Consider the following 26,994-nt stretch of genomic DNA (forward strand, 5'->3'; position numbering starts at 1 on the left):
CTATGAACTCAAATACAGAGAATTTCTTTAAAGACAAAGTACTGGGACATCCCGCCGGCTTGTTCGTACTCTTTTTTACCGAAATGTGGGAGCGGTTTTCCTACTATGGGATGCGCGCCATCCTGGTTATCTTCTTAACCGGAGCCATCATTGGAGATAACCCAGGCTGGGCTTGGTCTACCGAAGCTGCACTTTCTTTATTAGGGACTTACGCCATGTTCGTATATCTCACCCCAATTCTGGGAGGGTGGTTGGCCGATAATAAGATAGGTTACCGAATGGCTGTTGTTATCGGTGCGTTATTAATGACTATTGGACACGCTTCTATGGCGGTTGAAACACCTACTTTTCTCTATATAGGTATTACATTCCTTATCCTTGGTAATGGAATGTTTAAGCCAAATATGACGGCTATTATTTCGAAGATGTATGAAGGCCATGACGAAAAGAAAGACGGTGCCTATAATATCTTTTATATGGGTGTTAATGCGGGTGCGTTCATCGGGATCATGCTTTGCGGATGGGTTGGAGAAAAAGTGGGTTGGAGCTACGGTTTTGGATTGGCTGGTATTTTCATGTTGTTAGGAATGCTTCAGTTTGTTTTTGCACAACGACTTTTTGGATCTGTGGGAGATGTTCCGAAGAAAAAAACGGGAGAGGTGGTGAAGGAAATAGTTATGGATGGGGATGAAGAGGTTACTGTAAAGCGCAATCCATTTACACTACTTGATTTTACCTTGATAGGAATATTCGTCGTTTCAGCTTTGGTTTTTATATTCAATGATCCAATGAGTAAGATTGGGGAGATCAAAACATTGAATTTTGATATTCTGGGATTACCCGATTCGTTATTCTTTGCCTTACTGGCTGCGGTTTCGTTCGTGTTACTATTAGTAATACGATTGAGTAGGTATGTAAGGTTAGAACGAGATAGGATGATAGCATTTACTATCTTCTGTATCTTTACAATATTCTTTTGGGCCGCCTTTGAACAAGCGGCAGGTTCACTCCCTATTTACACACGCGATTTTACCAACCGAATATTGGAAGGTAATGCAGCTATGGGCTTTAAGATCGTAGATTTGATCGTTACAGTAGTTCCACTTTTAATCATCACCTATGTGCTGCTAAGCCTGTTTAGAAAAACGTTTAATCGCATTGGTTTATCGAACGTGATCCTGGGGATAAGTTTTATTATCGTTTGGGCGATTGTAATTTTTAAATTATATACCGAATTCCAATCTACAGAAACCGAAGTACCGGTAACCTGGTTCGCTATACTTAATTCTCTGTTCATTATCATGTTCGCACCTTTATTTACGAAATGGTGGGATAGTAAGTATAATCCGCCGGCATCGGTAAAATACTTCCTGGGACTCGCCCTATTAGGCCTTGGTTTTGCCTTTTTGGCTTTTGGTGCAAGACACGTACCTGCTGGCGCAGATAGTGCCAGTTTAAGCATGGCATGGCTCGTATTTGCGTATTTGTTCCATACCCTTGGAGAACTCTGTCTATCACCCATGGGACTATCTTATCTCAGTAAGTTGATCCCGGCCAGGATGATCGCGTTTATGTTTGGGGTATACTACCTGGCAATCGCCATTGGAAACAAACTTGCTCATTACGTAGGTGGGGACATTGAGAAGATCGCACAGGAGTACAGTCTGTCAACGTTCTTCCTCATATTCACCTTTATTCCTATTGGGCTCGGGCTTGTATCGCTAATGCTGCATCCTTTACTAAAGAGGCTCATGCACGGCGTACATTAATAAACAATACTTTTCACAAAAAAACGTTCCATTATTTGGAACGTTTTTTGTTGCTGTTAGCTTAGAATTAATTTATTTAGAATGAAACACTTTATACTATTAGTAGCCTTATTGATCGTTGGTACGGTGTCGGCCCAGGAGATCAATTGGATGACCATGAACGAAGCCCTGGAGGCGCAGAGCAAGAATCCTAAGAAAATCCTAATGGATGTTTATACCACCTGGTGTGGCCCCTGCAAACTAATGGACAAAAAAACCTTTGGCAATAAGAAGGTTATAGACTTTGTGAATAAACACTACTACGCCGTAAAATTTAACGCCGAAGGTACCGAAGAGATCACCTATCAGGATTTTACTTATACCAATCCTAACTATCAGCCGGAACGCAAAGGGCGAAATGCAACACATTTTTTTGCCGATGCCTTAAGGTTACAAGGGTATCCCAGCATTGTATTCTTTAAAGCTAACGGAGACCTCATTCAGGCCATTCCCGGGTATAAGACCCCGCAACAGTTCGAGATCTATTTAAAGATGATCGCCAATGATGATTATGCGGAGATCACTACCATGGAAGCCTGGGAAAACTATCAGAAGAATTTTAAAGGCACGTTCTAGGAGTAGCTTTAAGTTAAGTGTTTCACTACTCCAGGATGAAAGCTCCCCGTTCGCCGGTAAAGTGAAAGGTGAGCTTTCTTTTTTTACAGGTTTCCCGCCATCTGTTTACATTCGTCTTATAATTTGATCCGTCTGCAACCAGCAGAGAAGGCTGCAGGCTATCGATGATCCGCTCAAGATGAATCCTCGGATTTCCCCTTAGTAATACAATATCAACTTTTCGAGTAAAGGGATACACCGAGCTGCTATCTACAATAAGCATTATTTTATCTGCATAGGAAATTATATCGGGTATTTTTTCTTCGGAATAGACCTTGCAATCCATCCCAATTCGGTATGCCTGAATAGGAAAGGAACTTCCATGTCGCGATGAGGTATCCGCTTTCAAAAGTTTCAGTTCTTTTCCCTGCCTTATCCCGATGAGGCTATGCCCGGTTTTATGAAAAATGGTTAATTGAGATCTGGTTGTCTCCAGCGAATTCAGAAATAAAAGAACCTGAAAAAATAATATACAAATCAAAGCCACTTTTACTCTTCTAAAATTGAATGGCTTGCTACACTGAAGAATCCCAATGATAAGTACATATACCCCCACTAACATTATAAACGGAAAGTGAATATCTGTAATTAAAAATGACTCCTGTGAAGCGATCCAGTTCACAAATTGATTCAGTAATTGGATAAGGTTATTGTACAATCCAGCCATCCATTCTGGCAGTATTTCCAGGCTTAACAGGATGATAATTAATATTCCGAAGCAAACCACCACACTTAGAAAAGGAAGAATAACCAGGTTGGAAAGCAGGAACAGGCCGGGAAACTGATTAAAATAATAGATGCTCAAAGGAGCCACCCCCAGCTGGGCAGCGATGCTGACAGTGAATATTCCCCAGATCAACCTGTCCGGATAAAATCGTGGGGAGTACAGGTTATAGAGTAGCGGTTGAAGCCATAAAATAAAGAATACAGCTGCATAACTCAACTGAAATCCTACGTGGAATATCCATTTGGGATTCCAGATCAATAAGAAGAAAAGTGAAAGGAACAGAGTGTTGATCGAATTGGTGGGCCGATTTAGCAATTGTGCCAGTGCGAAAAATGAGAACATGGTTACCGCACGGGTCACAGAAGGAGATAATCCGGTAAGTAAAGCATAACTCCATAGAAATAGTACCAAGATCACTAATTGCATCTGCTTTCCATGGGATAACCATCGTAAAGGTTTAAGAACATACAGCAGTAAAAAATAAATGATGCCAACATGAAGACCCGAAACTGCCAGGATATGAATGGCCCCTGCAGCTGCGTAAGACTGGTACAGCTCGGGCTGTATATTATTGCGCTCGCCTAGGATCAGGGCCTGGATGATACTCTGTTCTTCCTCACCAAAGCCTGGAACATCCAACTTATGGATAAGATGATCTCTAATTTTAGAACTATATCGCTTAATGGAAAACCGATCGGTAGCCACTCTTTGAATGAAGTTCGGATCGGGTCGCATTTGGTGGTATACATCCTGAATTTCGAGAAACTTAGCGTAATTGAACTGGTAGGGGTTTAAAGGAGGTGGCACAGCCGAGGCTTGTCCATCAACCCAGAGTCGATCCCCAACCGAAAATAATTGAAGGGTATCATCCTTCCGTACATAGAGAAGAATATTGCCTACCAGGGATCGTTGGCCGTTGGAGACTACTTTTGCTATATATTTTTCTGAAAATGTACTAGGTTTTAAGATCTCCTTTACCTCTACTTCGAGTAGTGCAGATTTTTCTTCGGAAATAAAATGTCTGAAATGATCTTTTTGGAAACGCGGGAGTCTAAGCTGATAGTTCGCCAATCCCAATCCGAAAAAGCAGAGGTAGGCCGCAATTCCGAAGTAAACTTTCTGAAACAATTGCCTTCGTGCGATCCTCCACACAACGATAAGTACCAATAAAGCTGCCGGCAGGAAATAGAACCAAAATTGTGATTGAATAAAACGTGCTGTCGTAATCCCCAAGATAAGGAAGAACGAAAACCGAACGATGGGAAAATTTATAAAATGCATGCCGATCGACTGTAAAAATCAACCGGGGAGAAAGAGTGAGGTGAACGCTAAGTTAAATCACCCGCCGCACTTCTACAAATGCCTCGTTCCAATAACCTTCGTCCAGGGAAGAAATAATAACACCTCTCGAGGTGGTAGAATGAATAAATTTTACGCTTCCTCGCTTCGATTCTACCACGAGACCTACATGATTAATTACCTTACGGTTCTTATTGGTTCTAAAGAAAACCAGGTCGCCTTCTTCCACCTGATTTAAATTGATACGCATTCCCTTTTTTGCCATTTCACGGGAAATTCGAGGTAAGGCTATGTTTTCCTGTTTGAAGGAAACATAAACCAGCCCGGAGCAATCCATTCCCTTTCGTGTTGTACCTCCAAACTTATATCGGGTACCCACGAAGCCTTTCGCATGATTAACGATCTTATTTACTTTCTTATTAGAAATAGGGTGTGTGGTTTCGCCTATAACAACGGTATCGGTTGGTTGTCGTGAAGCACCACAGGATGCCAGGGCTGCCGCTAGCAGACAGAGTAGTAGAACTCTTTTCATGTGAGATTTGGTTTGAATAAAAGTAGAAAAAAAATGCTAAATGCAAAATATTTCCTTTTATCCGGCCTTTTCCAGGGACGATACGATCAATTGGGCCGTTTTATCACTGGCTCCCCGACCGCCTAATTCTTTTTCAAGATCGTAGTAATCCAGGAACAGGGTAGCGCGTTTATAGGGGTCGAGAATGATGTTGAGCTCGTCATTTAGGTATTCTGAAATAAACTCTCCCTGGATCAGTTCCTTTACAACAGGTTTGTCCAGGATGAGGTTTACCAACGAAATATATTTTAATTTAATCACTCGCCTTGCGATCTGGTAGGAGATCCAGCTACCTTTATAACATACCACCTGTGGTACTTTGAACAAGGCAGTTTCCAGGGTAGCAGTTCCTGAAGTAACCAGGGCAGCATAGGAAATACTTAACAGATCGTAGGTTTTATTCAACAGAAGGTGAACCTGATCGTTATCTATAAATTGCTCATAAAAACTGCCTTCCACACTGGGCGCTCCGGCGATAACAAATTGATAGTCCTTAAAATTTGAGGTAACAGAAAGCATTACTCGTAGCATCTTGGCAATTTCCTGCTTTCTGCTTCCCGGTAGCAAAGCGATGATGGGTCTGTCGTCAAGTCCGTATTCTTCCCTGAATTCGCCCGGATCAACCTGGTGACGCTTGTAAATTGCATCGATAAGCGGATGCCCCACAAAATGTACCGGCATCCCGTGTTTCTTCTGGTAGAAGTCCTTTTCGAAAGGGAGGATCACATACATTTGGTCCACATCGCGTTTTATTTGTTTGATCCTGCCTTCTTTCCAGGCCCAGATCTGTGGAGATATGTAGTAGTGTACTGCAATTTTTCTATGTTTAGCCCATTTGGCGATACGAAGATTAAAGCCGGGATAATCAATTAAGATAAGAGCGTCCGGTTTATAGCTTTCAATATCCTTCTTGCAAAAAGCGATATTCCGAAAAATGGTTCGAAGATTAAAAAGTACTTCCACAAAACCCATAAAAGCCAGGTCCCGGTAATGCTTTACCAGGGTAGCTCCAGCTTCCTCCATTAGATCACCACCCCACACGCGGAATTGGGCGCTTTCGTCTCGTGAACGAATGGCCTTGATCAGGTTTGCCCCGTGCAGGTCTCCCGATGCTTCTCCGGCTATGATGTAATACTTCATTTAATTGAAATATATGATATATGAGATAATTGCCGTCAAAAATGTTGCCAATAATACACCCCGTGCTCTGTATTCCCTGTTAATACGTAAAAATCCGAAAAATACTGCCAGGTTAGGTAATGCGCCCAGCGTAATGATCATCCAGAGACTGTCTGTGCGTCTGTAAAATGAAAAGGTCTCTGCAAAACTAAAATCCTTTATAAGAGATATAATAAAAATACATAGAACGATCCCCAACGAATTGGCGATGATTCCGGTAATAAACCCTATGCCGATCTCTTTTTTCATTTCAGATCCCAGGAATTAATATCTTTAATAGCATGGTGAGCGGTTAGATCGAACTGTACCGGCACAACAGATACATAACCATTATCAAGTGCCCATTCGTCTGTGTCTTCTCCCTGGTCCTCGTTCACAAATTCCCCTGTAAGCCAGTAATAGTCCCTTCCCAACGGATTCACTCGCTTATCGAAATTCTCTACCCAATGTGCGTTTGCCTGCCGGCAAACTTTAATGCCCTTTAATTCATTCTCGGGTAGTTTTGGAAAATTCACGTTAAGAACTACACCTTCAGGGGTTCCATTTTCTAGTGCCTGCATGGCGATTTGCTTCACGTATTTTCGAACCGGATCGAAATTAGCTTCCAGTGAATAATCTAATAACGAAAATCCTATGGAGGGGATCCCTTGAGTTCCTGCCTCGACGGCCGCACTCATGGTCCCGCTGTAAATTACATTTATGGAAGAATTACTCCCGTGATTGATACCACTTACACAAAGGTCGGGTTTGCGTTTTAGTATCTCGTTCACCGCGAGCTTTACACAATCTGCCGGGGTACCGCTGCAGCTATATTCAACTTGTGGGGCATCTTTGTCTACCACCACCTTATCTACAAACAAGGTATCGTTTACAGTAATGGCGTGTCCCATCCCACTCTGTGGTGAGTCCGGGGCAACAACACAAACATCCCCCAGGGTATTCATAACATCGATAAGGGTTCTTATCCCGGGTGCGGTTATCCCATCGTCATTAGTCACTAAAATAAGGGGCCTTTTATCCTTCATACCTTGGGTTTTGCATAGCAAAAATACACATTTTACGCTCCATTCAGTAATTAGTTTGTTTAACAAAAAATTAGTATCATTATAGACCCTTGGCACGGTTTTTTATATATTTTAGAAGATTGAAAAAATGTTGATAGCTATGAGATTAATGAAAAAGAATTTTAAAGTATTATTCCTTGCAGTATTTGTAGCCGCCGCTTCCTGCAGTTTTACAACCAAAGAATTTAACGATCCGGATAAAGATAAACTCCTTATAGATCTAATTACCTATGTCCTTCAGAAAGGACATTACGACCCCGCCGAAATGGACGATACCTTCTCTGAGGCGGTGTATGTTGATTTTATTGACGCCATGGATCCACTTAAACGTTATTTTCTTGCTTCAGATATCGAGGAATTTAGTGTTTACCGAACCCAGATTGACGATCAGATAAAAGAAAAGGATTTAACCTTTTTTAATTTGGTCTATACCCGCTACAACGAGCGATTGGAAGAAGCCAGAAAACTTTATGAAGATGTGCTTAGTCATCCGTTCGATTATTCCCAGGACGAGATCATTAACGTAGACTATGATAATCTGGAGTATGCTAAATCGAAAAAGGAGCTGAAAGAACGCTGGAGACAACAATTGAAGTTCACAAGTTTATCCTCGTATTACGACGTGGTGGAGGATGACAAGTCGAAGGTTGAAAATGAAGAAGGTTATACCGCCATGACCGCTACAGAACTGGAAGAAAAGGCCAGAGATCTTACGCGCACTTCCCTAAAAGAATATTTCGAGTTTACAGATGATCTTCAGAGGAAGGATTACTTCGCTGTATTCCTTACTACTGTGGTAGAAGAATTCGATCCGCACACAAATTATTTTGCTCCTCCGGACAGAGATCGGTTCGATCTCCGAATGAGCGGGAAGCTTGAAGGAATTGGTGCTCGACTTCAGAAAAAAAATGACTATATCAATGTTGTAGAGATCATTAGTGGTGGTCCGGCCTGGCGTGGTGAACACATCGAGGTTGGTGATATCATCATGAAGGTTAAACAGGCCGATGAAGAAGAAGCAGTAAGTGTGGTTGGTATGCGTATAGACGATGCCGTTAAGCTTATTAAAGGTCCGAAAGGAACCAAAGTTACCCTTACAATAAAACGTGTGGACGGAACCATTGAGGAAGAAACCATTACCCGTGATGTGGTAGAACTGGAAGAAACCTATGCCAAGTCGACCGTGATCGAGAAAGAAGACAAGAAATTCGGGCTAATCAACCTGCCGCAGTTCTATTTTGATATGACCGATTATAAAAAACGAAATGCAGCCAGTGATGTAAAGGATGAGATCCTTAGGTTGAAGGAAGAAGGTATGGAAGGGCTGGTACTCGACCTACGTGATAATGGAGGTGGTTCGTTGCGTACGGCTGTAGACATTGCCGGTCTCTTTATTAAAGAAGGCCCTGTAGTGCAGGTGGCATCTACCGGACAGAAAAAAGAAGTATTAAAAGATAAAGATGACGAAGTTGTTTGGGATGGCCCTCTTGTGATCCTGGTAAACGAATTGTCTGCTTCTGCTTCCGAAATTCTGGCGGCAGCCATGCAGGATTATAAACGTGCTATCATTATTGGTAGCAAACAAACCTACGGGAAGGGTACCGTTCAAAATTTGATAGATCTTAACCAGTGGCTGCGTAAAAATGACCTTGGTGATATGGGTGCGCTAAAATTAACCACTCAGAAATTCTATCGCGTAAACGGGGGGTCTACCCAGCTCGAAGGAGTGAAAAGCGATGTAGTAATGCCCGATCGATATAGTTACATCGAAGTAGGGGAGCGGGACTATGATAACCCACTGCCATATGACAAGATTGAGCCGGCAGATTACGAGGTGTGGAATGGTTATATTGATTTCGAGGAGACCATCAAGAAAAGCAAAGAGCGCATGGCTAAAAGTGAGCAGCTTGCACTAATCGAAGAAAATGCACAATGGATAAAGAAGAGAAGGGATGAACTGGAAGTAGACCTTAATTACGAAAGATATGCCGCCGAAATTGAAAGGAGAAAAGAGGAGACCAAGAAGTTTGATGCCATTGGCGAATACGACAATAAATTGAGCTATCGATCCCTACCTTCGGAAATTGAGATGATGAAACAGGACACCACCTTGAGAGAGAAGCGTAAGCGTTGGCATAAGAGTCTGAGTAAGGATATTTATGTTGAAGAAGCCGTGAATGTTCTTGAAGATCTGAAATTGAACAATATAAAAGCAGGAAAATTAGCTAAAATTAAAAACTAGGCTGAGATCTTATACCAATGAGGATTTAATTAAATTTACGATGTGAATACATCGACCTCATTAACGAAAATAGCGCTCCGAAAGTTCCGAAAGAACTTTTGGGGCGTTTTTAGTTTGAGTTTTCTGGGTCTATGTGTACTTGTGGCTGTCTTTGCCTATGCCCTGGCGCCGGACGACTCGAAGAATGCAAACCAGATGCATTTGTCCATCCATTCCAAGAACCCGGGATTTAAGGTTAGCATGATCACCATTCCGGGGAACACGGAACAAGAGAGTAGTCTGTCTACGTTTTTCTTCGGAAAGAAAAACGTGGCTACTGAGATCCCGATCAATAGCTACGAGATCACCGGAGAAGGGATCGCTATTACCGAATATACATCCGATGGAACTGCAGGACTTCGGAAAGATTACCCCCTGCGATTATTTCCGAAGGCAAATTCGGCAGAAGAAATTCCCGGAAAATACATTTCAGAAGAAAAATTTCTACTGGGAACCGATAAATACGGAAGAGACCTCTTAAGCAGAATGCTCATAGGGATACGCATTTCCCTGGCTATAGGTTTTGTTGCAGTATTTATATCCCTTATTATTGGGATCACCCTGGGAGCCATAGCAGGTTATTTTGGAGGTAAAGTGGATGCCGCGATAATGTGGCTTATCAACGTGACCTGGTCCATACCAACCTTATTACTGGTAATTGCCATCACATTAGCACTAGGGAAAGGATTCTGGCAGGTTTTTATCGCCGTGGGATTAACCATGTGGGTAGAGGTGGCCAGGGTGGTGCGAGGACAGGTAATGAGTGTGAAACAGATGCAATATGTTACCGCTGCAAGGGCATTGGGATATACCGATTTCAGGATCATCTTAAAACATATTCTCCCCAATGCTTTAGCCCCGGTGATCATTATTTCGGCAGCAAATTTCGCCGGTGCGATCCTCATAGAAAGTGGCCTGAGCTTTTTGGGGATTGGGGCACAGCCTCCTATGCCTAGTTGGGGAGGCATCATTAAGGATCACTACGCATACATCATTCTTGGGAAACCTTACCTGGCCGTGATCCCGGGACTGGCGATCATGAGTTTAGTGACCGCCTTTATGCTTATTGGGAATGCACTTAGGGATGCGCTGGATGTGAAGGCTTAACCAGCGAACATACCTCTTAATCGATAAAAGAATCTCTCAAATAGCCGGAGATCTTCGGTGATGATCTCTGCAGCCCCGCGCATTTTGAATTTTATTGTACTTTTTCATACGCTTTTTTGCACCACTTTTATTGCAACACTGTACTATTTATTTAAAAATTTAGGATACCCCCGTATTGCATAAAAATCTCTCAAAAAGCAATACTTTTGCCTGTAACCTGAATGCATTCCATGAACCGAAAATACCTTTACCCATTTCTGCTTATACTGGTTGTAACTGTCTTGTTTTTCGCCGAAAAGTATATCGATCGGCAAAATGAAGCCTATCCCGAAACCAACTCTCTTCCACAAGTAGAGAATGTATTTGATGATCGCTTTCTCCCCAGTTCCACCACAGGGGTAATGGTGCGGCATTCGTATTTCAGCCTGTCTTATTCCGAAAAACACGAACAGGCAGAGTGGATCGCCTACGAACTTAAAAAGGAACATCTTGCCAAGGCCGAATTCGAGCGGCCCTATTTCGTGCAGGACAGAAAGATAAAGACCGAATCTGCTCACTGGCGCAACTATAAGAATTCCGGCTATGATCGCGGGCATTTATGTCCGGCAGGAGACCGTCGCTTTAATTACAATGCATACCACGAAACATTCTTAACCAGTAATATCAGTCCGCAGAATCATGATTTCAACGCGGGGATCTGGAACCGTCTCGAACAAAAAGTTCGTTACTGGGCCGAGAGAAAGGACGAACTTTTTATCATTACGGGTGGGGTGCTAAAAAACGGACTCGAAACCATTGGCGACGAAGGGGTGTCGGTACCGGAAGAATTTTACAAGATCGTGATAGATAAAGATGGTGGTTCTTTGAAGGCTATTGCCTTTCTGATCCCAAACGAAGGCACCTCAGATTCCTTTTACAACTTTACCGTGAGTATCGATTCTATAGAGAAAAGAACAGGCTTAGACTTCCTTCGGGGATTGGAGGACGCGGTGGAAGACAAACTGGAAAGCAAAGTAGACAGAAGTGGATGGTGATAATCCCTACGCATAGTGCGAATTTGAAGCATCCAGCCGGATTAGAATAAATAACAGTATCGTAAAACCCCAAAGTCCGGAACCTCCGTAACTAAAGAAGGGTAGCGGTATACCAACCGTAGGAAGTAATCCGGTTACCATGCCTATATTGACAAAGAAATGCAGAAATAATATTGCCCCTACACTATAGCCGTAAACCCGGCTAAACTGACTCTTTTGTCTTTCGGCCAGGTAAAGCACCCGAATGATAAGGGCAACAAATAAGATCACCACCACCATACTACCTAAAAACCCCCATTCCTCTCCCACAGTACTAAATATATAATCGGTTTGCTGTTCTGGGACAAAGTTTCCCTTAGTTTGAGTTCCCTGGGTCCAGCCTTTGCCGGTCCATCCGCCGCTTCCAATGGCAATTTCACTTTGGTTGGTATTATATCCTATTCCCTTAGAATCGCTTTCTTTTCCCAGGACGATATTAAAGCGGTCCCTGTGTCGTTGTTCAAAAACGTTATTGAATATATAATTCACCGAGAACACAAAACCCATACACAACGCCGCAACGAAAATATACTGGAATGCTTTCGTCTTTCTTTTTTTTCTGTTTCTGAAATAGATCAAAGCGGTGATAACCAGTATACCCACACTTACCCATACTACACCAAATGCCAGGGTTGAGATGAACAAAGCCCCCAGGAAGAAGCCAAGTAGCAGGTAGACGAAATGCAGGCCTTCTCGATACATTGGGAAGATGAAAGCCACATAAACCAGCGCACTACCAGGATCGGGTTGGGGGATGATAAATAAAGCCGGAAGAGCGATGATGATAAAGGCCCGTAATTGATGCTTAAATTCTTTGATATTGGTTTGCATATCCCCAATATACTTGCCTAAAGCCAGGGCAGTCGCAGCTTTTGCAAATTCACTGGGCTGAATGCTAAAACTCCCTAAGGCATACCACGAAGTCGCTCCGTTAATGTTTTTTCCGAAGATAAATAAGCCAAGTAATGAGGCCAGTGAAATTATGTAGATGATACTGGAGAATCGTTCGTAGAATTTGGCTTCGATGGCAAGTATGAAAATGATGAGTACAATACTGAGGCAGATCCATACCAATTGTTTAAAATAAACCTGATTTAAATCGAAGAATCCTATTGCAGTATTGTCCAGAGAGGCCGAATAAATATTGATCCATCCAATTCCAACCAGGGCAAAATACAATATGATCGTCACCCAATCGAATCTCACAAATCCTCTGCCAGCTGCCATTATTGGTTTATTTTAAAGGGTTCGCCGCTGTAAGGTTTTGCGTATTCTTCTTCCAGGCTGCCATTGAGAATAAAGGTTTCCAAGTCTTTCCGGCTAATCTCTCCTTTGAGGTATTTTTCTATCATCAAACTGGCGATTCGCCCGGCCCAGCGACTTCCCCAATACCCATTCTCCACAAAGACTGCAATAGCGATCTTAGGATCGTCTTTAGGTGCAAAAGCGATAAAAACCGAATGATCTGTTAATTGCATTCGCTTACCATTTACCCGGGTATAATTTTCGGCGGTTCCTGTCTTTCCGCAAATTTCAATTCCCGGGACTTTCAGGTGGGAGGCGGTTCCATAATTATATACGTCGAAAAGGCCGGCTATCACAGGATCGAAATGCTCCCTGTCTATAGTGGTCATGTGCTTCTCTTTGTATATGGATGGTATGGTATCTACACCTCCAATATTTTTAATGATATGTGGCTTATAATACCATCCCCTGTTTGCGATGGCAGCTGTGAAATTTACCATCTGCATTGGAGTGAGTAGTACCTCTCCCTGTCCTATAGCATTAGAGATAGTTGCCGGAGCATACCATTTGTAAGTGGGATATTGGTAGATGGCGTTGTAAGTCTTCGAACTTGGGATCTTACCAGGCCTACCACTGGGAAGGTCGTATCCCATATAATCTCCTAAACCAAAGCTTAACAAATGATCTCTCCAGGTATCGATACCTTGTTGAGGGGTAGGATATTTTTCAATCGTACGTTTGTATACTGTACAAAAGTAGGCATTGCAGGAATTTGCAATACCTGCTTGCATGGAGAGCGGACTTCTATGCGCATGACAACCTAGTATTCTGCCTCTGCCATAGCGATATCCGCCATTGCAATACACAGTTTCCTCTGTATCGATCACCCCTTCCTGAAGTCCGATAAGCGCCGTTAACGCTTTAAAAGGTGATCCAGGTGGATATTCTCCCTGCAATACCCTGTCGAATAGCGGTTTTGAAATAGTATCGTACCAAAGTTTAGTGAAATTCTTAGATCGTTCCCTTCCAACCAGTAAGGCAGGATCGTAATTAGGGGCAGCAACCAGTGCGAGAATCTCACCTGTGGCCGGTTCGAGAGCTACAATACCTCCGCGTTTATTCACCATGAGCCTTTCTCCATATTCCTGGAGTGCCCCATCTATGGTAAGGGTTATGTCTTTTCCGCGTTCGGGGATGGTGTCGAATGCGCCATCCTTATAGGGTCCAATTTCCCGGTTGAACCGGTCTTTCTGAATATATTTTACACCTTTCACACCCCGGAGGATTTCCTCGTACTGCATTTCCACTCCTTGCTTCCCTAACAGGTCTCCCATCTGGTAGTAGGGGTTCTCCTTTATGATCTTATTATCGGCTTCGGCGATATATCCCAGTACGTTAGCCGAATGGTCTATCTGGTAGTCGCGCAGCGATCGTTTCTGAATATAAAACCCTTTGTATTTGTGCATTTTCTCAGAGAGGTAAGCGTATTCGGCTTTTGTTAACTGCGGAATTACGGGCGAAGGGAGGCGGGGAGAATAAGCTCTGGCCTTCTCAAGGCTTTTAACGAGGTCTTCCTTGGTCATTTTCAGAAGGCCGCAAAATTCGAGCGTATCAAAAGGCTGAAGATCCCTGGGTATAACCATCACATCGTAAGAGGGTTGGTTACTTACAAGTAATTTACCGTTTCTGTCGAAGATATATCCTCGTTGGGGATAATCGTAGATGATCTTAATAGCATTATTTTCAGAAAGTTTCTGAAAGGAAGTATCGTAAACCTGTAAATAAAACAGCCTGCCGGCAAACACCACGCCGGTGATCATTACCAATACAAGTAAAAGTAGTTTTCTCATCAATTCTTCCTGCTAAATAACAACACAGCGCATAAGATCAAAACAACGCTGAATATCCCAGAGAATAACGTAGATTTTAGTATTAAGAGTATATGCCTAAAGTTAAAAATTTCGAGGGAGAAAAGTAAGAGATGGTGGGTAAAAACCATTAACGCGATATAGGTAATTCGTTCTCCCATCGCTGCTTTGCTTATTTTCACCATATTATACTCATAGCTCACTCCAAAAGACACCTTTAAGAAGGCGGGTCGGGCGTATGCAATGAAGGTAGACGCAGCCGCATGAACTCCGCCCGAATCACCAAAGATGTCGACCATGAGTCCCATGAGAAAAGCCAGAAAGATTAGCAGGCTTTTATTGCCGGTAAATGGAAATACTATGATAAATAATACATAGAGATAGGGATTGATATACCCAAACAAATTGATGTTGTTGAGCAATATTACCTGAACCAGCAATAACACTATAAAACGGATGGTATTTACAAGGTATTCGTTATTGAGCATTCTCCAGCGCGTTTTCCAGTTCCCTGATTTCTCTAGCATCTTTATTGCCAACCACATAAACATGGCGAAGGTTGGTCATATCGTTGAACAACAAGATCTGCAATTCGTAATAATCTTCATTTGTCGCCAGTTTGTAATCTTTTATGGAACCAATTAGGATCCCTTCAGGAAAGATGGTAGACTTTCCGTCTGTAACGATCGTATCACCCACATTAAATTTAACCTGCCTGGGTATATCGATCAAGGTTGCCTCAAACGGACTTCCTGTTCTCCATACGAGGGTACCAAAGTGATTCGTATTTTTCAACTTCGCATTGATCTGGCTATTGGTATTGAGCACAGATTGTACTGTGGCGTAGTTTGCCGATATACTGTTTACAATTCCCACAACACCTTTAGAGGAGATCACACCCATATCGATCGCGACACCATCATTCCTTCCAGCGTCTATGGTTAAATGATTCTTGGTTTTCGAAAATGAGTTATTTACCACCCTGGCTCCTACATAATTATATTTCCAGATAATATCGGTACTATCCGGAAACTGCAATAGCTGGGAGTTTTGCATATTGGAAAGCAATCTTCTCAATCTTTTATTTTCTTCTGAAAGTATTGTATTCTGTGTTCTCAGGTTGAAGTAATCCTTGATGTCCTGCTTCACCGAGTAGATACCGCCACTGAAGAAATTGGCCGAGGTGGCCACCTTGTTGCTATGAAACGAATGCGAATTTATTGTGAGAAAAACAGATACCGTAAATAGAAGTAAAAACAACAGGGAATTTTTATTCCTTATGAAGAAAAATATAATCTGTTGCATTTGTTGTTATTTCTATTTTATCAACACACTCTTGTATTTGTTGAGGTTTTTCAAACAGATCCCTGTTCCACGAACCACGGCTCGTAAAGGATCTTCGGCTATATAGACCGGGAGATCTGTTTTCTGAGAAAGTCTTTTGTCCAGTCCGCGCAGCATAGAACCTCCACCGGCAAGATAGATCCCGGTATTATAGATATCTGCAGCCAACTCCGGGGGAGTTTGAGACAGGGTTTCCATTACAGCATCTTCTATTCGCAGAATAGACTTATCCAATGCCTTTGCTATTTCCCTGTAAGAAGTTTGTACCTGCTTCGGTTTTCCGGTGAGTAGATCCCTTCCCTGTACGGCAAGGTCTTCCGGAGGAAGCTCCAGGTCTTCGGTAGCCGCTCCTATTTGTATCTTAATCTTTTCGGCGGTTCGCTCTCCTACATATAAATTATGCTGAGTGCGCATATAATAAATGATATCGTTTGTGAAAACGTCACCTGCGATCTTCACAGATTTATCACAAACTATTCCTCCTAAAGCAATTACCGCAATTTCGGTTGTTCCTCCTCCAATATCTACCACCATATTTCCCTTGGGTTGCATGATGTCAACACCAATCCCGATCGCCGCCGCCATGGGTTCGTGAATAAGATATACTTCTTTTCCATTTACACGTTCGGCACTTTCTTTAACCGCACGCATTTCAACTTCAGTGATACCGCTGGGGATACAAATCACCATCCGTAGGGAGGGTGTGATCCATTTTTTCTTTAAGGCTGGAATATCCTTGATAAACATACTGATCATCTTCTCGCTGGCATCGAAATCTGCTATAACGCCGTCTTTTAATGGTCGGATAGTCTTTATGTTCTCATGGGTTTTTCCCTGCATCATATTTGCCTCGCGCCCCACAGCGATGATCTTTCCGGTGGTTCGGTCGCGGGCAACAATAGAAGGAGCATCGACAACCACCTTATCATTATGAATAATTAAGGTATTGGCGGTACCCAGGTCGATTGCTATTTCTTCGGTTAGGAAATCAAAAAATCCCATAAGTTTTATTGGCGGTATTGAAATTAAACGTGTTAGCGGCTTTTATCCTTCACAAATGTAACAAAATTTAATGCTTAAAATGACGCGTTCCGGTAAATACCATTGCCATCTTATTTTCGTTGCAATAATCGATGCTTAATTGGTCTTTTATTGAGCCTCCCGGCTGAATAACCGAAGTGATCCCTGCTTTGTTCGCTATCTCCACACAATCGGGAAAAGGAAAGAAAGCGTCACTGGCCATTACGGCTCCATTGAGATCGAAATTGAATGACTTAGCTTTTTCGATGGCCTGTCGCAATGCATCCACCCTTGAGGTTTGCCCCGTTCCACTTGCGCACAATTGTTTTCCTTTGGCCAGAACGATGGTGTTAGACTTGGTATGTTTACAGATCTTGGAGGCGAACAACAAATCTTCTAACTCACTATCGGTTGGTTTATTGTTGGTGGCGTGAGATAAATTTTCGGCACTGTCTGTTATGTGATCCCTGTCCTGAACTAAGGCACCGTTAAGGCAGGTACGAGTAATGGTTTCGGGCAATTTTGCTGCTTTTTGAACAAGTATGATCCGGTTCTTCTTTCCTTTTAGGATCTCAAGGGCTTCTTCGGAATATGACGGTGCGATAACCACTTCGCAAAATAGGGTATGGATCTCATTTGCCGTTGCCGCATCGATCTCTGTATTGGAGATCAGGATCCCTCCGAAAGCCGACACCGGGTCACCCGCCAGGGCATCCACATAGGCTTGTCGAACTGTATCCCGCTGTGCGATCCCACAGGCGTTGTTATGTTTCAGGATAGCAAAAGTAGGGGCTTCGCCTTCAAATTCCGACATTAAATTCACCGCAGCATCAACGTCCAGTAGATTGTTATAACTAAGTTCTTTCCCGTGCAATTTATCGAACATCGCATCGAAGTCCCCAAAGAAATACCCTTTCTGATGCGGGTTTTCACCGTAACGCAATACCTTCCCCTTCATCTCGCTTATCTTAAGCGATGCGATCGAATGGTCGCTATTAAAATAATTGAAGATCGCTGTATCGTAATGCGATGAGATATTGAATGATCTGGCAGCAAATTTCCTGCGATCTTCAAAACTGGTTTCCCCGTTTCCTTGGTTGAGTAGTTCAAGTAGGTCATCGTAGTCTTCCATGGAAGAAACACAAAGAGTATCTTTAAAATTCTTAGCTGCTGCTCGTATCAGGGAGATGCCGCCAATATCGATCTTCTCTATAATATCCTGCTCAGCAGCCCCGGATGCAACTGTTTTTTCGAATGGATAAAGATCCACGATCACCAGGTCAAGCTGGGGGATCTCGTATTGTTCCATTTCGGCAACATCACTTTCATTATCCTGCCGGTTTAAGATACCTCCAAATACTTTGGGATGAAGGGTCTTTACTCTTCCACCGAGTATAGAAGGGTAGTCGGTAACTTCTTCTACAGGAACAACCTCCACACCAAGATCATTTATAAACTTCTGGGTTCCACCGGTTGAATAGATCCGTACACCCAAAGCATCCAGCTTTTTTACAATTGGCGCGAGGCCGTCTTTATGAAATACTGAAATGAGTGCCGATTTGATCTTTTTAGAATTATGCATGAGATTATTTTGTTAATTGGAACCTGAATTAGCAGATACGCGCAAAAATACATAAATAGACAGAGAATTTGTAACATAAATTAATCGAAAACGTCATATCTTTATTCTGAAAAATCCCACTTAAAAGTACTGCATGCTTATTTACCTTCGGATAATCAAGGAAAGTTTTAATTTCGCTATTAACGCTCTTAAAAACAATAAGTTGCGAACATTTCTCTCTTTGGTTGGGGTTACCATCGGGATATTTTCCATCATTGCCGTCCTGGCCGCTGTAGATTCGTTAAAGAAGGAGATAGAGGGAAGTATCAGTTCCCTGGATAACAGTACGATCTTCATGGGAAGATTTTCGTTCGGACCTACAGAAGTTCCTCGATGGAAGTGGGAGCAGTTCCCGGATGTTACATACGAAGAATACCAGTTTGTAAAAAGAAGCGTTCCGGATGTGATGGCTGCGTCCTACACCCTCAATGTTCCTTCAGAAACCATAAAATACGAAGATAACTCTGTTAGCAATGTAGAGATTGGGGCAGTTACCGATGAGTATTATGAGATCGAATCCCTGCAAATCGCCAATGGTAGGTTTTACAACGAATCCGAATCCAATAGTGGTAGCCATGTGATCGTTTTGGGAGACGAGATCGCGCAGACCTTGTTTGGTTCCGGAGAAGCGGCAATAGGAAAGAAGATCCGACTTTACGGCAGGAAATTTACCGTAATTGGGGTGCTAAAGAAGGAGGGTTCCGGGCTGTTTGGCGGATCTAAGGATACCTCGGTTTTCTTGCCCGTAAATGTGATTAGAAGGATCTACGGAGATAGTAACAAGAATTTGTTTCCCTTTATCATAATAAAACCTGAACAAGGTGTTGATAATGCCGAATTCATAGCTATGTTAAAACAGAAAATGCGTGTACATCGTGGTTTAAAACCAGATGAGATCGACACATTTTTTGTAAACCAATTACAGGGTTTTGCCGATTTTATTGACAATATCACAGGCCAGATGAATATTATCGGTCTGGTAATAAGTGGCTTTTCGCTATTGGTGGGAGGATTTGGTATTGCCAATATCATGTTTGTGAGTGTGAAGGAACGTACTAACATCATAGGAATTCAAAAGTCCATGGGGGCAAAGAATCGCTTCATTTTACTTCAGTTTTTGTTTGAAGCAATAATCCTTGCAGTAATTGGTGGATTGATAGGCCTGGTTCTTGTTTTCTTTGGATCTCTTATTGCTTCGTCGTTTAGCGGAGATTTCCAGTTTGTACTGTCACCCTGGAATATGTTCATTGGGACAGCAATTTCCGCAGCTATCGGTCTAATATCCGGTATTCTCCCGGCCATTTCAGCATCGCGACTGGACCCTGTAGAAGCTATTCGTACAGGAATGTAATTACAGATCTAAGAAATTGTTCAGGAATTATTCAATTGTTCGGCGTACCATTGCCGCGCCCCTTTACTGTATAGTAATAATAAGGCGATAAGAAGTAATATTCCAAAGACTGTAGATAAACTCCCAAGGAACAAAGAGCTGGCAAATTCGTGCAGCACCACAAAAGGAGCCGTCACCAGAATACAGAGGGCCGTAACAGCAAAAGTGATTCGGGCCCAGTTCTTTCCTTTCAATATATTCATGGCTAGCCAGAGTAGTAAAACAATCACCACCCCGTATAAGGCGAGATTAAGATAATCTGATTGTTCCAGCATTTCGATACCACTGTATAGACGAGCAACTCTAACGATCCCAACGACAGCAGCGATCATGATAAAATAGGCCGCCAGCTTAAAATCTTTATGGACGGGTGCGTTCTCCATAAAGCTAATTTATATATTTTTCGCCACATTTTCATTGATCCATTCCAGAAAACGTTCATCTTCAACTGTAAAGGGATCAGGGGTGTGGGAGTCGATATCTATCTGCCCGATATTAACACGGTCCTTGAATAATGGTACCACGATCTCTGCTTTTACATTTAGACTACAAGCAATATAATTGTCCTGTGACTTTACATCCGGCACCACAAAATTTTTATGACTCTCGGCTACCTGACCGCAGATACCTTTCCCAAATGGAATGACAGTGTGATCTGTGGGTTCCCCGGCGAAGGCCTTTAAATGCAGGGTTTTTGTACTGTGTTCGGCAAAATAGAAACCAACCCAGTCGTAATGATCGATCTCTGATTGTAGTAATTCGCAAATGTTGGTAAGCCGTTCATTGAGCTGTTTGTCTGATCGACTCAGAATATGTTCTACTTCTTTTTTTAGGATATGGAATGACATATAATTTTTTTGGTAAATGTATTTTAAAACGGAGCTTTTTGCCAAAATATATTCCTGTATTTTTGTTAAAAGTCTATAGGCATTTGAAAGCACTTCTTTTTAAATATAAATCTGTTCTTCGATTTGTCGCATTATTCCTTGGTTCCTATCTGGTGCTATCGCTGCTTTATGGTTTATATCTTAAAATAGCTGAAGGAAGTGAGTATCCCCCCGATATTATAACGCATCTTGTAGCCAGACAATCCAGTAGTGTGATCAACTCTCTTGGATATGTTGCCTCTGTTGTACCAGGCTCTTCAGAACCTACAATGCAGTTATATGTGGAGAATAAATTTCTGGCACGAATCATAGAGGGCTGTAATGCCGTGAGTATAATTATATTATTTACAGCATTTGTAATCGCTTTTGCCGAAAGATTTAAAAAGACATTTCTCTTTATACTTGCCGGAGCCGTTCTTATTTACGCAGTAAACATTTTACGTATTGTTATTCTGGCAGTTGCTTTGTACGAGTATCCCCAGCATAAGGAATTACTACATGGAGTTGTATTTCCCGGCCTTATCTATGGGATGGTGTTCGTACTATGGATGATGTGGATCCGTATGCTGAAATTAAAAACACTTTCGGATGAAAAACAGGGTTAAAATAATACTTATCGTGATTTTAGCCTTTGGCCTCATTCTAATAAGGCAGTTTGAGGATAAACTATTCTATGATCCTTTGCTGGAATTCTTTAAGACCGATCACAGCACCCAACCTCTTCCTGAGATGGAATTATATAAATTATATGCGAACATTATTCTGAGATATTTATTGAACACTATTTTGTCGCTGATCATTCTTTGGGTGGCATTTGGTAGTAAAAGTATTTTAAAACTATCGGCTTTACTCTTTACCGGACTTTTCTTCCTTTTCTTCATTGCGTTTGTGCTTCTTATCAATACCTCTGCCGCGGGCGATCACATGGCGTTGTTTTACGTAAGGCGTTTCCTCATTCAACCGATATTTCTTCTTTTATTATTACCTGCGTTTTACTTTCACAGAAGAAGTTAGCTGCGTATATTTGTGAACTAAATTTTGAAAAATGAGGACTTCAATTTATACCGCAATCTTACTATTGGCATTCTTAAACTACTCCTGTGGAGACGAAAAGAAAGGAAGTGATTCTACAGAGCCGGAAGTAAAAACGGTAGAACAAAAATTTGAACATAAAGCAGAGAAAATCGAAGCTAGTTTTAAGGACGAAGATCTATCGATGATCTTCTCGCAATATATCGATCTAAAAACGGCTTTGATAAATTCGGATGCGGCTGCCGCATCTCAATCGGCTGCTGTTTTAACCAAAGCCTTCGCCAATAAAGGTGTTGATGAGGCATCCCTTTCAACAGTTAAAAAGATCGAGGCTACTAAAGATATCGAAGCCCAGCGATCTGCTTTTGTTGGAGTGACCAATACAGTTGAGGAATTGCTAAAGGACGGGCTGGAAAGCGGAAAACTTTTCAAGCAATATTGCCCCATGGCCTTTAAGAATACAGGAGCGTACTGGCTTAGTGAAACCAAGGAGATCGCGAATCCTTATTTTGGAGAAAAAATGTACAGATGTGGCAGGATAGACTCCATCATCCAATAAATTTTAACGCAATTTTTAACATTTGCAGCATCTAATCGCCTAATTTTGTAGTCCATGCAAAAAATGATCTCCATATTACTTTCCCTCCTCATGCTGGCCAGCAGCAGTGGGATAGCCTATGCAAAGCATTACTGTGGAGATTACGAAATGCTCTCCGAGATCACACTAGGTGAAAAAGACCTTTCCTGTGGAATGGTGATGGAGATCCCAGCCTGCGACCAGGAGGAGGAAAATGAGCACAATTGTTGTGACAATCAATATACCAAGGTCGATACAGATGACACCTTTAATAAGTCTTCTTTCGAAGTAAATCTAAATCAGGACTTTGTTCTGGCTTTTGTTTCTGTATTCGTACTTAGATCGGTAGATAACTTTCCTTCAGAAAACCATTTCTTTATAGATTATATCCCGCCACCCCTCGATAGAGACTTTCAGGTGCTATACGAATCTTTCCTAATTTGATTTTAAGAGTAGGGGTTGTATTTTCGACCTCGGTTACTATGATCTACTTTTAGTAGTGAATAAACTATATCATTAAGTCAAATCTTTTAGAATAAATCTCAGCACGTTAAATGCAGAGGTAGATTCAGAAAAAAAAATATAAAAAATGAAAATATTAATAGCAATTAGCACTGTAGCAATATTAACGTTTCAGGGCTGTAACCAGCAGACAAATAACACTGTAAAAGGTGTACAGTATGCTGGCGCATTGCAAGAGATAATGGGTGGGAATTTAGATGCCTCTATTACTCTTAAAGAGTTGCAGGAGACACCAGATCTTTATGCGCTGGGCGCTGCAGAAGGCCTTAAAGGCGAGATCCAAATCTTCAATTCGAAACCTTATGTGAGCAAAGTGACTCCTGAGCAACTGGTAGTGGAAAACGATTTCACTAGTAACGCGGCTCTCCTTGTTTATGCCCAGGTTCCCGAGTGGCAGGAGGTTTCCATACCAAAGGCGATCCTTACTTTAAAACAATTTGAAGATTTCCTTGAATATACAGCCTTAAAGGCAGAAATTGATACTTCAAAGCCGTTTCCTTTTATGATAGAAGGACACATTCGAAAGATCAACTGGCACGTTGTTAACTGGAATGAGAACAATGTAAATCACTCCAGGGAAGCCCATATGGCTTCCGGACTCAACGGGATAGTTGTGGAAGAGAATGTGGAGATCATCGGATTCTATTCTAAAGATCACAAAGGTGTGTTTACGCATCACAATGCCAACTGGCACATGCATTTCAGAGCGAAGGACCAGAACCTGGCAGGCCATCTCGACGATCTTTTATTGGGAGAGTATATGACACTTAAGCTACCAAAGCAGCTGTAAGATGAAACATACATATACTATTACCGGTATGACCTGCGAAGGATGCAAGGCATCGGTAACGCAGGCACTTAATGCCCTGGATGAAATTCAGGATGTTAAGGTGGATCTCTCTAAAGGAGAGGCCGAAATAACGATGATGTCTCACGTGGATACTTCAGTGCTTCAGAAGGCACTGGATGACAAGTACACGATCACTGAAAAGAAAACCACCAATATTTTTGGGGCCAGTGAAGCGAGTGAATTAGATACTAAAAAATCTAAATTCCAGCAGTTGAAACCCCTTTTCATCATCTTCGGATATATATTAGTGGCAGCGGTATTGCTCAATTATAACAGCTGGAATACGGCAGATTTTATGCTGGACTTCATGGGGCTGTTCTTTATTGTTTTCAGTTTCTTTAAGATCCTAGACTTAAGAGGATTTCCATCCTCGTTCCGAATTTACGACCCCCTGGCAAAGGTTTTTGCGCCCTACGCCTGGAGCTATCCTTTTATTGAAACAGCTCTCGGACTGATGTTTCTTATGCGATATGAGGTGAATATTGCTTTGATCATCACCCTTGTTATACTTGGAATTACGACAGTGGGTGTCTTGCGCACCTTACTCAGCAAAAAAGCCATCACTTGTGCTTGCCTGGGTACTGCACTCAAATTGCCTATGACAGAAGCCACTTTCATTGAAAACGCCATCATGATCATCATGGCAGTGTATATGATCTTTAAAAACGGGATGCTATGAAGAAGTTAATGATGATTTTGTTATGGCTCCCACTGTGTGCCTATGCCCAACAGCAATTGGAAGGAACGGTAGTGGAAGTGAACAATAAGAACGAGGAGATCGGTCTGGAAGGGGCTAGTGTATACTGGCTGGATACCTCGGTGGGCACGATCACAGATTTCGACGGGAATTTTGAAATTCCGTATAAAGATGAATATACCAGGCTTGTGATAAGCTATGTAGGATTTAGAACCGATACGATCTCGGTTTCAGGACCTGAGAAGATCAAGCATCGCTTGCAACTAAAAGGTGATTTGGGAGAGGTAGTGGTAAAATCGAGGCGTAAATCGAGTGCGACCTCTTACCTGCAATCCCAAAATGTGATCAATGTAAGTAGTGCCGAACTCTTGAAGGCGGCCTGCTGTAATCTGTCTGAAAGTTTTGAAACCAATCCGTCTATCGATGTAAACTTTGCCGATGCGGTTTCCGGGACCCGCCAGATCAAAATGCTTGGTTTAACCAGTCCATATATCCTTATAACTACCGAAAATGTCCCTTCCATACGAGGTGCTGCGCAGGCATATGGCCTTAGCTTTATTCCCGGTACCTGGGTGGAGAGTATTCAGATCACCAAGGGAGCGGGGAGTGTAGTGAACGGGTTTGAGAGTATCACCGGGCAGATCAATGCAGAGCTTCAAAAGCCTACGCTGGACGATAAGTTCTTTGTAAATGCCTATGGCTCTATGAATGGCCGTTTGGAACTTAATACTCACCTTAACACTCGGGTAAGTGACAGATGGAGTACCGGCTTGTATGTGCATGGCAATCTAAGAGATACTAAATTCGACAAGAACGATGATGGTTTCCTGGATACGCCACTTGCACAGCAGATCAACGTAATGAATCGTTGGCAATACACAGATACTGAACATGGGTTTGTGAGCTTTTTTAATATACGTTTTCTGAATGATGAAAAGCAAACCGGACAGGTTGATTTCAACCCTGATACGGATAAGTTCACCAGAAATGCCTGGGGGAGTGAGATCGATACCCGGAGAATTGACCTATCAGGGAAATTGGGATATGTAAACCCTGATATTCCTTACCAGAGTGCTGGTGTTCAGCTGGCCTTTAGTAATCATGATCAGGAGTCGTATTTCGGCTTTAATCAATATGATATCACTCATAACAGTTTGTACGCAAATGCCTTGTATAATAGTATTATTGGTGATTCAAGGCATAAGGTTAAGGCAGGGGTTAGTTTCACCTACGATGCTTATGAAGAATTGGTAAATACTACCCAATATGGTAGAAAAGAGAATTCGGTGGGGGCATTTTTCGAATACGCCTACGATAACCTCGGCGATCTCAATGCGACTATGGGTATTCGTATCGATCAACATAACCTGTTGGGAACTTTTATAACACCACGGTTGCATGTTAGGTATACTCCCTGGGAGAAATCTGCCTTCAGGATCTCGGCAGGCCGTGGAAAACGTTCGGCTAATATCTTTACCGAAAACCAGAATTTCTTCTCGTCATCGAGAAGCATCACTATTTTGGATGAAGGAGGCAGCATTTATGGACTGGACCCCGAGATCGCATGGAATTACGGATTTTCATATTTACAGGGTTTCAATCTTTTTGGAAGGCAGGCCGACATTACGTTCGACTTTTATCGCACCGATTTTGAAAACCAGGTGGTTGTGGATTGGGAAACCCCTGGAGAGATTCGTTTTTATAATCTGAAGGGTGAAAGTTATGCCAATAACTTCCAAACAGAATTTAATTATGATATCACAGAACATTTGGACTTACGGATGGCCTATAAATATTATGATGTAATGACAACCTATGGAAATGAAAAACTCGATAGGCCCTTAACTCCTAATCACAGGATTTTTGCAAATAGCTCTGCAAGAACCAATATAAAGGAGAATGGTAGCCATTGGAAATTCGATGCAACCTACAATTGGCTTAGTGAGCAAAGATTTCCATCAACCGTTGGGAATCCTGTACAATACAGGCTTCCAGATTATTCACCTTCTGTAGGAACGTTAAATGTTCAGGTTACTAAGGTATTTTCTCCTACATTTGAGATATACGTAGGAGGTGAAAATGTAGCTAATGTTAAACAAAGTGATCCTATAGTGGCTTCTGAAGTCCCTTTCGATCCGGCCTTTGATACAACTTTTGTTTATGGTCCGATCTTTGGTAGTATGTATTACACCGGATTACGTTTTAAAATTGAATAAA

At 42.1% G+C, this 26,994-nt stretch carries 26 protein-coding genes; 13 read left to right on the plus strand and 13 right to left on the minus strand.

All coding sequences use genetic code 11. The annotated features are described in order from the left end of the window. Positions 1 to 2 precede the first annotated feature (2 nt). On the plus strand, positions 3 to 1,769 hold the full coding sequence (locus tag C5O00_RS07730) for a peptide MFS transporter (protein WP_105216310.1): 1,767 nt from the start codon (positions 3 to 5) through the stop codon (positions 1,767 to 1,769). 81 nt (positions 1,770 to 1,850) lie between these two features. After that, positions 1,851 to 2,384, plus strand: coding sequence for a thioredoxin family protein (locus tag C5O00_RS07735; protein WP_105216311.1), 534 nt, complete (start codon positions 1,851 to 1,853; stop codon positions 2,382 to 2,384). A 25-nt stretch (positions 2,385 to 2,409) separates the two neighbouring features. On the opposite strand, the gene C5O00_RS07740 is transcribed toward C5O00_RS07735, so the two are convergent. Genes C5O00_RS07740 through surE form a run of 5 tightly spaced genes read right to left on the minus strand, consistent with a single transcriptional unit; the run spans position 2,410 to position 7,224 of the window. Further along, on the minus strand, positions 2,410 to 4,431 hold the full coding sequence (locus tag C5O00_RS07740; protein WP_105216312.1) for a ComEC/Rec2 family competence protein: 2,022 nt from the start codon (positions 4,429 to 4,431) through the stop codon (positions 2,410 to 2,412). Between the two features lie 52 nt (positions 4,432 to 4,483). Further along, positions 4,484 to 4,981, minus strand: a complete 498-nt coding sequence (locus C5O00_RS07745; protein ID WP_105216313.1) for a C40 family peptidase — start codon at positions 4,979 to 4,981, stop codon at positions 4,484 to 4,486. A gap of 57 nt (positions 4,982 to 5,038) precedes the next feature. Then, complete coding sequence (gene lpxB, locus C5O00_RS07750; RefSeq protein ID WP_105216314.1) at positions 5,039 to 6,160, minus strand: lipid-A-disaccharide synthase; 1,122 nt, start codon at positions 6,158 to 6,160, stop codon at positions 5,039 to 5,041. Further along, positions 6,161 to 6,448, minus strand: coding sequence for a hypothetical protein (locus C5O00_RS07755; RefSeq protein WP_105216315.1), 288 nt, complete (start codon positions 6,446 to 6,448; stop codon positions 6,161 to 6,163). It lies immediately after the preceding gene. Further along, the gene (gene surE, locus C5O00_RS07760) at positions 6,445 to 7,224 is read right to left on the minus strand and encodes a 5'/3'-nucleotidase SurE (RefSeq protein WP_105216316.1); all 780 of its coding nucleotides are present in this window, start codon (positions 7,222 to 7,224) and stop codon (positions 6,445 to 6,447) included. The genes C5O00_RS07755 and surE overlap by 4 nt, the downstream gene beginning before the upstream one ends. A 148-nt stretch (positions 7,225 to 7,372) precedes the next feature. Here surE and C5O00_RS07765 point away from each other — a divergent pair, with 148 nt between their 5' ends. From C5O00_RS07765 to C5O00_RS07775, 3 genes are all read left to right on the plus strand, one after another. Further along, positions 7,373 to 9,505 (plus strand): carboxy terminal-processing peptidase, encoded by a 2,133-nt coding sequence (locus C5O00_RS07765; RefSeq protein ID WP_105216317.1) that lies wholly within the window; start codon positions 7,373 to 7,375, stop codon positions 9,503 to 9,505. A 42-nt stretch (positions 9,506 to 9,547) separates the two neighbouring features. After that, positions 9,548 to 10,651, plus strand: coding sequence for an ABC transporter permease (locus tag C5O00_RS07770; protein WP_105216318.1), 1,104 nt, complete (start codon positions 9,548 to 9,550; stop codon positions 10,649 to 10,651). 230 nt (positions 10,652 to 10,881) lie between these two features. Beyond that, positions 10,882 to 11,685 carry a DNA/RNA non-specific endonuclease gene (locus C5O00_RS07775; protein WP_105216319.1) on the plus strand — a complete coding sequence of 268 codons (804 nt, stop codon included), beginning with the start codon at positions 10,882 to 10,884 and terminating at the stop codon, positions 11,683 to 11,685. A 6-nt stretch (positions 11,686 to 11,691) separates the two neighbouring features. Here the strand turns inward: C5O00_RS07775 and rodA are convergent, their stop codons facing one another. From rodA to purH, 6 genes are all read right to left on the minus strand, one after another. Continuing rightward, entirely contained in the window at positions 11,692 to 12,951 is a 1,260-nt protein-coding gene (rodA, locus tag C5O00_RS07780; RefSeq protein ID WP_105216320.1) for a rod shape-determining protein RodA, read from the minus strand. Continuing rightward, a complete protein-coding gene (gene mrdA / locus C5O00_RS07785; protein WP_105216321.1) occupies positions 12,951 to 14,819 on the minus strand; it encodes a penicillin-binding protein 2 in 1,869 nt (622 codons plus the stop codon). Before mrdA ends, rodA begins: the two co-directional genes overlap by 1 nt. Beyond that, positions 14,819 to 15,325, minus strand: a complete 507-nt coding sequence (gene mreD / locus C5O00_RS07790) for a rod shape-determining protein MreD (protein WP_105216322.1) — start codon at positions 15,323 to 15,325, stop codon at positions 14,819 to 14,821. Before mreD ends, mrdA begins: the two co-directional genes overlap by 1 nt. Continuing rightward, complete coding sequence (gene mreC / locus C5O00_RS07795) at positions 15,315 to 16,142, minus strand: rod shape-determining protein MreC (protein ID WP_105216323.1); 828 nt, start codon at positions 16,140 to 16,142, stop codon at positions 15,315 to 15,317. The genes mreD and mreC overlap by 11 nt, the downstream gene beginning before the upstream one ends. Before the next feature lie 12 nt (positions 16,143 to 16,154). Then, positions 16,155 to 17,183: a rod shape-determining protein gene (locus C5O00_RS07800; RefSeq protein WP_105216324.1), complete on the minus strand. Its 1,029-nt coding sequence runs from the start codon at positions 17,181 to 17,183 to the stop codon at positions 16,155 to 16,157. A gap of 67 nt (positions 17,184 to 17,250) precedes the next feature. Next, a complete protein-coding gene (purH, locus tag C5O00_RS07805; RefSeq protein ID WP_105216325.1) occupies positions 17,251 to 18,783 on the minus strand; it encodes a bifunctional phosphoribosylaminoimidazolecarboxamide formyltransferase/IMP cyclohydrolase in 1,533 nt (510 codons plus the stop codon). 133 nt (positions 18,784 to 18,916) lie between these two features. Between purH and C5O00_RS07810 the strand changes: the two genes are divergently transcribed. Next, positions 18,917 to 20,173 carry an ABC transporter permease gene (locus C5O00_RS07810; RefSeq protein WP_105216326.1) on the plus strand — a complete coding sequence of 419 codons (1,257 nt, stop codon included), beginning with the start codon at positions 18,917 to 18,919 and terminating at the stop codon, positions 20,171 to 20,173. A 20-nt stretch (positions 20,174 to 20,193) separates the two neighbouring features. Here C5O00_RS07810 and C5O00_RS07815 read toward each other — a convergent pair whose 3' ends face one another. Together C5O00_RS07815 and C5O00_RS07820 are read right to left on the minus strand one after the other, a co-directional pair. Beyond that, on the minus strand, positions 20,194 to 20,595 hold the full coding sequence (locus C5O00_RS07815) for a hypothetical protein (protein ID WP_105216327.1): 402 nt from the start codon (positions 20,593 to 20,595) through the stop codon (positions 20,194 to 20,196). 9 nt (positions 20,596 to 20,604) lie between these two features. Next, complete coding sequence (locus tag C5O00_RS07820; RefSeq protein ID WP_105217604.1) at positions 20,605 to 21,060, minus strand: XrtF-associated fRMsr-like GAF protein; 456 nt, start codon at positions 21,058 to 21,060, stop codon at positions 20,605 to 20,607. An 83-nt stretch (positions 21,061 to 21,143) separates the two neighbouring features. Between C5O00_RS07820 and xrtF the strand changes: the two genes are divergently transcribed. From xrtF to C5O00_RS07855, 7 genes are all read left to right on the plus strand, one after another. After that, positions 21,144 to 21,704 (plus strand): exosortase family protein XrtF, encoded by a 561-nt coding sequence (xrtF, locus tag C5O00_RS07825; protein WP_394342085.1) that lies wholly within the window; start codon positions 21,144 to 21,146, stop codon positions 21,702 to 21,704. Then, a complete protein-coding gene (locus C5O00_RS07830) occupies positions 21,688 to 22,113 on the plus strand; it encodes an exosortase F system-associated membrane protein (RefSeq protein ID WP_105216329.1) in 426 nt (141 codons plus the stop codon). Before xrtF ends, C5O00_RS07830 begins: the two co-directional genes overlap by 17 nt. A 31-nt stretch (positions 22,114 to 22,144) precedes the next feature. Beyond that, the gene (locus C5O00_RS07835; RefSeq protein WP_105216330.1) at positions 22,145 to 22,690 is read left to right on the plus strand and encodes a DUF3347 domain-containing protein; all 546 of its coding nucleotides are present in this window, start codon (positions 22,145 to 22,147) and stop codon (positions 22,688 to 22,690) included. Positions 22,691 to 22,753: 63 nt separating this feature from the next. After that, positions 22,754 to 23,152: an HYC_CC_PP family protein gene (locus tag C5O00_RS07840; RefSeq protein ID WP_158676803.1), complete on the plus strand. Its 399-nt coding sequence runs from the start codon at positions 22,754 to 22,756 to the stop codon at positions 23,150 to 23,152. Positions 23,153 to 23,297: 145 nt separating this feature from the next. Then, positions 23,298 to 24,020 carry an acetolactate decarboxylase gene (locus C5O00_RS07845; protein WP_105216332.1) on the plus strand — a complete coding sequence of 241 codons (723 nt, stop codon included), beginning with the start codon at positions 23,298 to 23,300 and terminating at the stop codon, positions 24,018 to 24,020. Position 24,021: 1 nt separating this feature from the next. After that, the gene (locus tag C5O00_RS07850) at positions 24,022 to 24,759 is read left to right on the plus strand and encodes a heavy metal translocating P-type ATPase (RefSeq protein ID WP_105216333.1); all 738 of its coding nucleotides are present in this window, start codon (positions 24,022 to 24,024) and stop codon (positions 24,757 to 24,759) included. Next, complete coding sequence (locus C5O00_RS07855; protein ID WP_105216334.1) at positions 24,756 to 26,993, plus strand: TonB-dependent receptor; 2,238 nt, start codon at positions 24,756 to 24,758, stop codon at positions 26,991 to 26,993. Before C5O00_RS07850 ends, C5O00_RS07855 begins: the two co-directional genes overlap by 4 nt. The last annotated feature ends 1 nt before the right edge of the window (position 26,994 follow it).

Source organism: Pukyongia salina, assembly GCF_002966125.1.
Classification (GTDB): domain Bacteria; phylum Bacteroidota; class Bacteroidia; order Flavobacteriales; family Flavobacteriaceae; genus Pukyongia; species Pukyongia salina.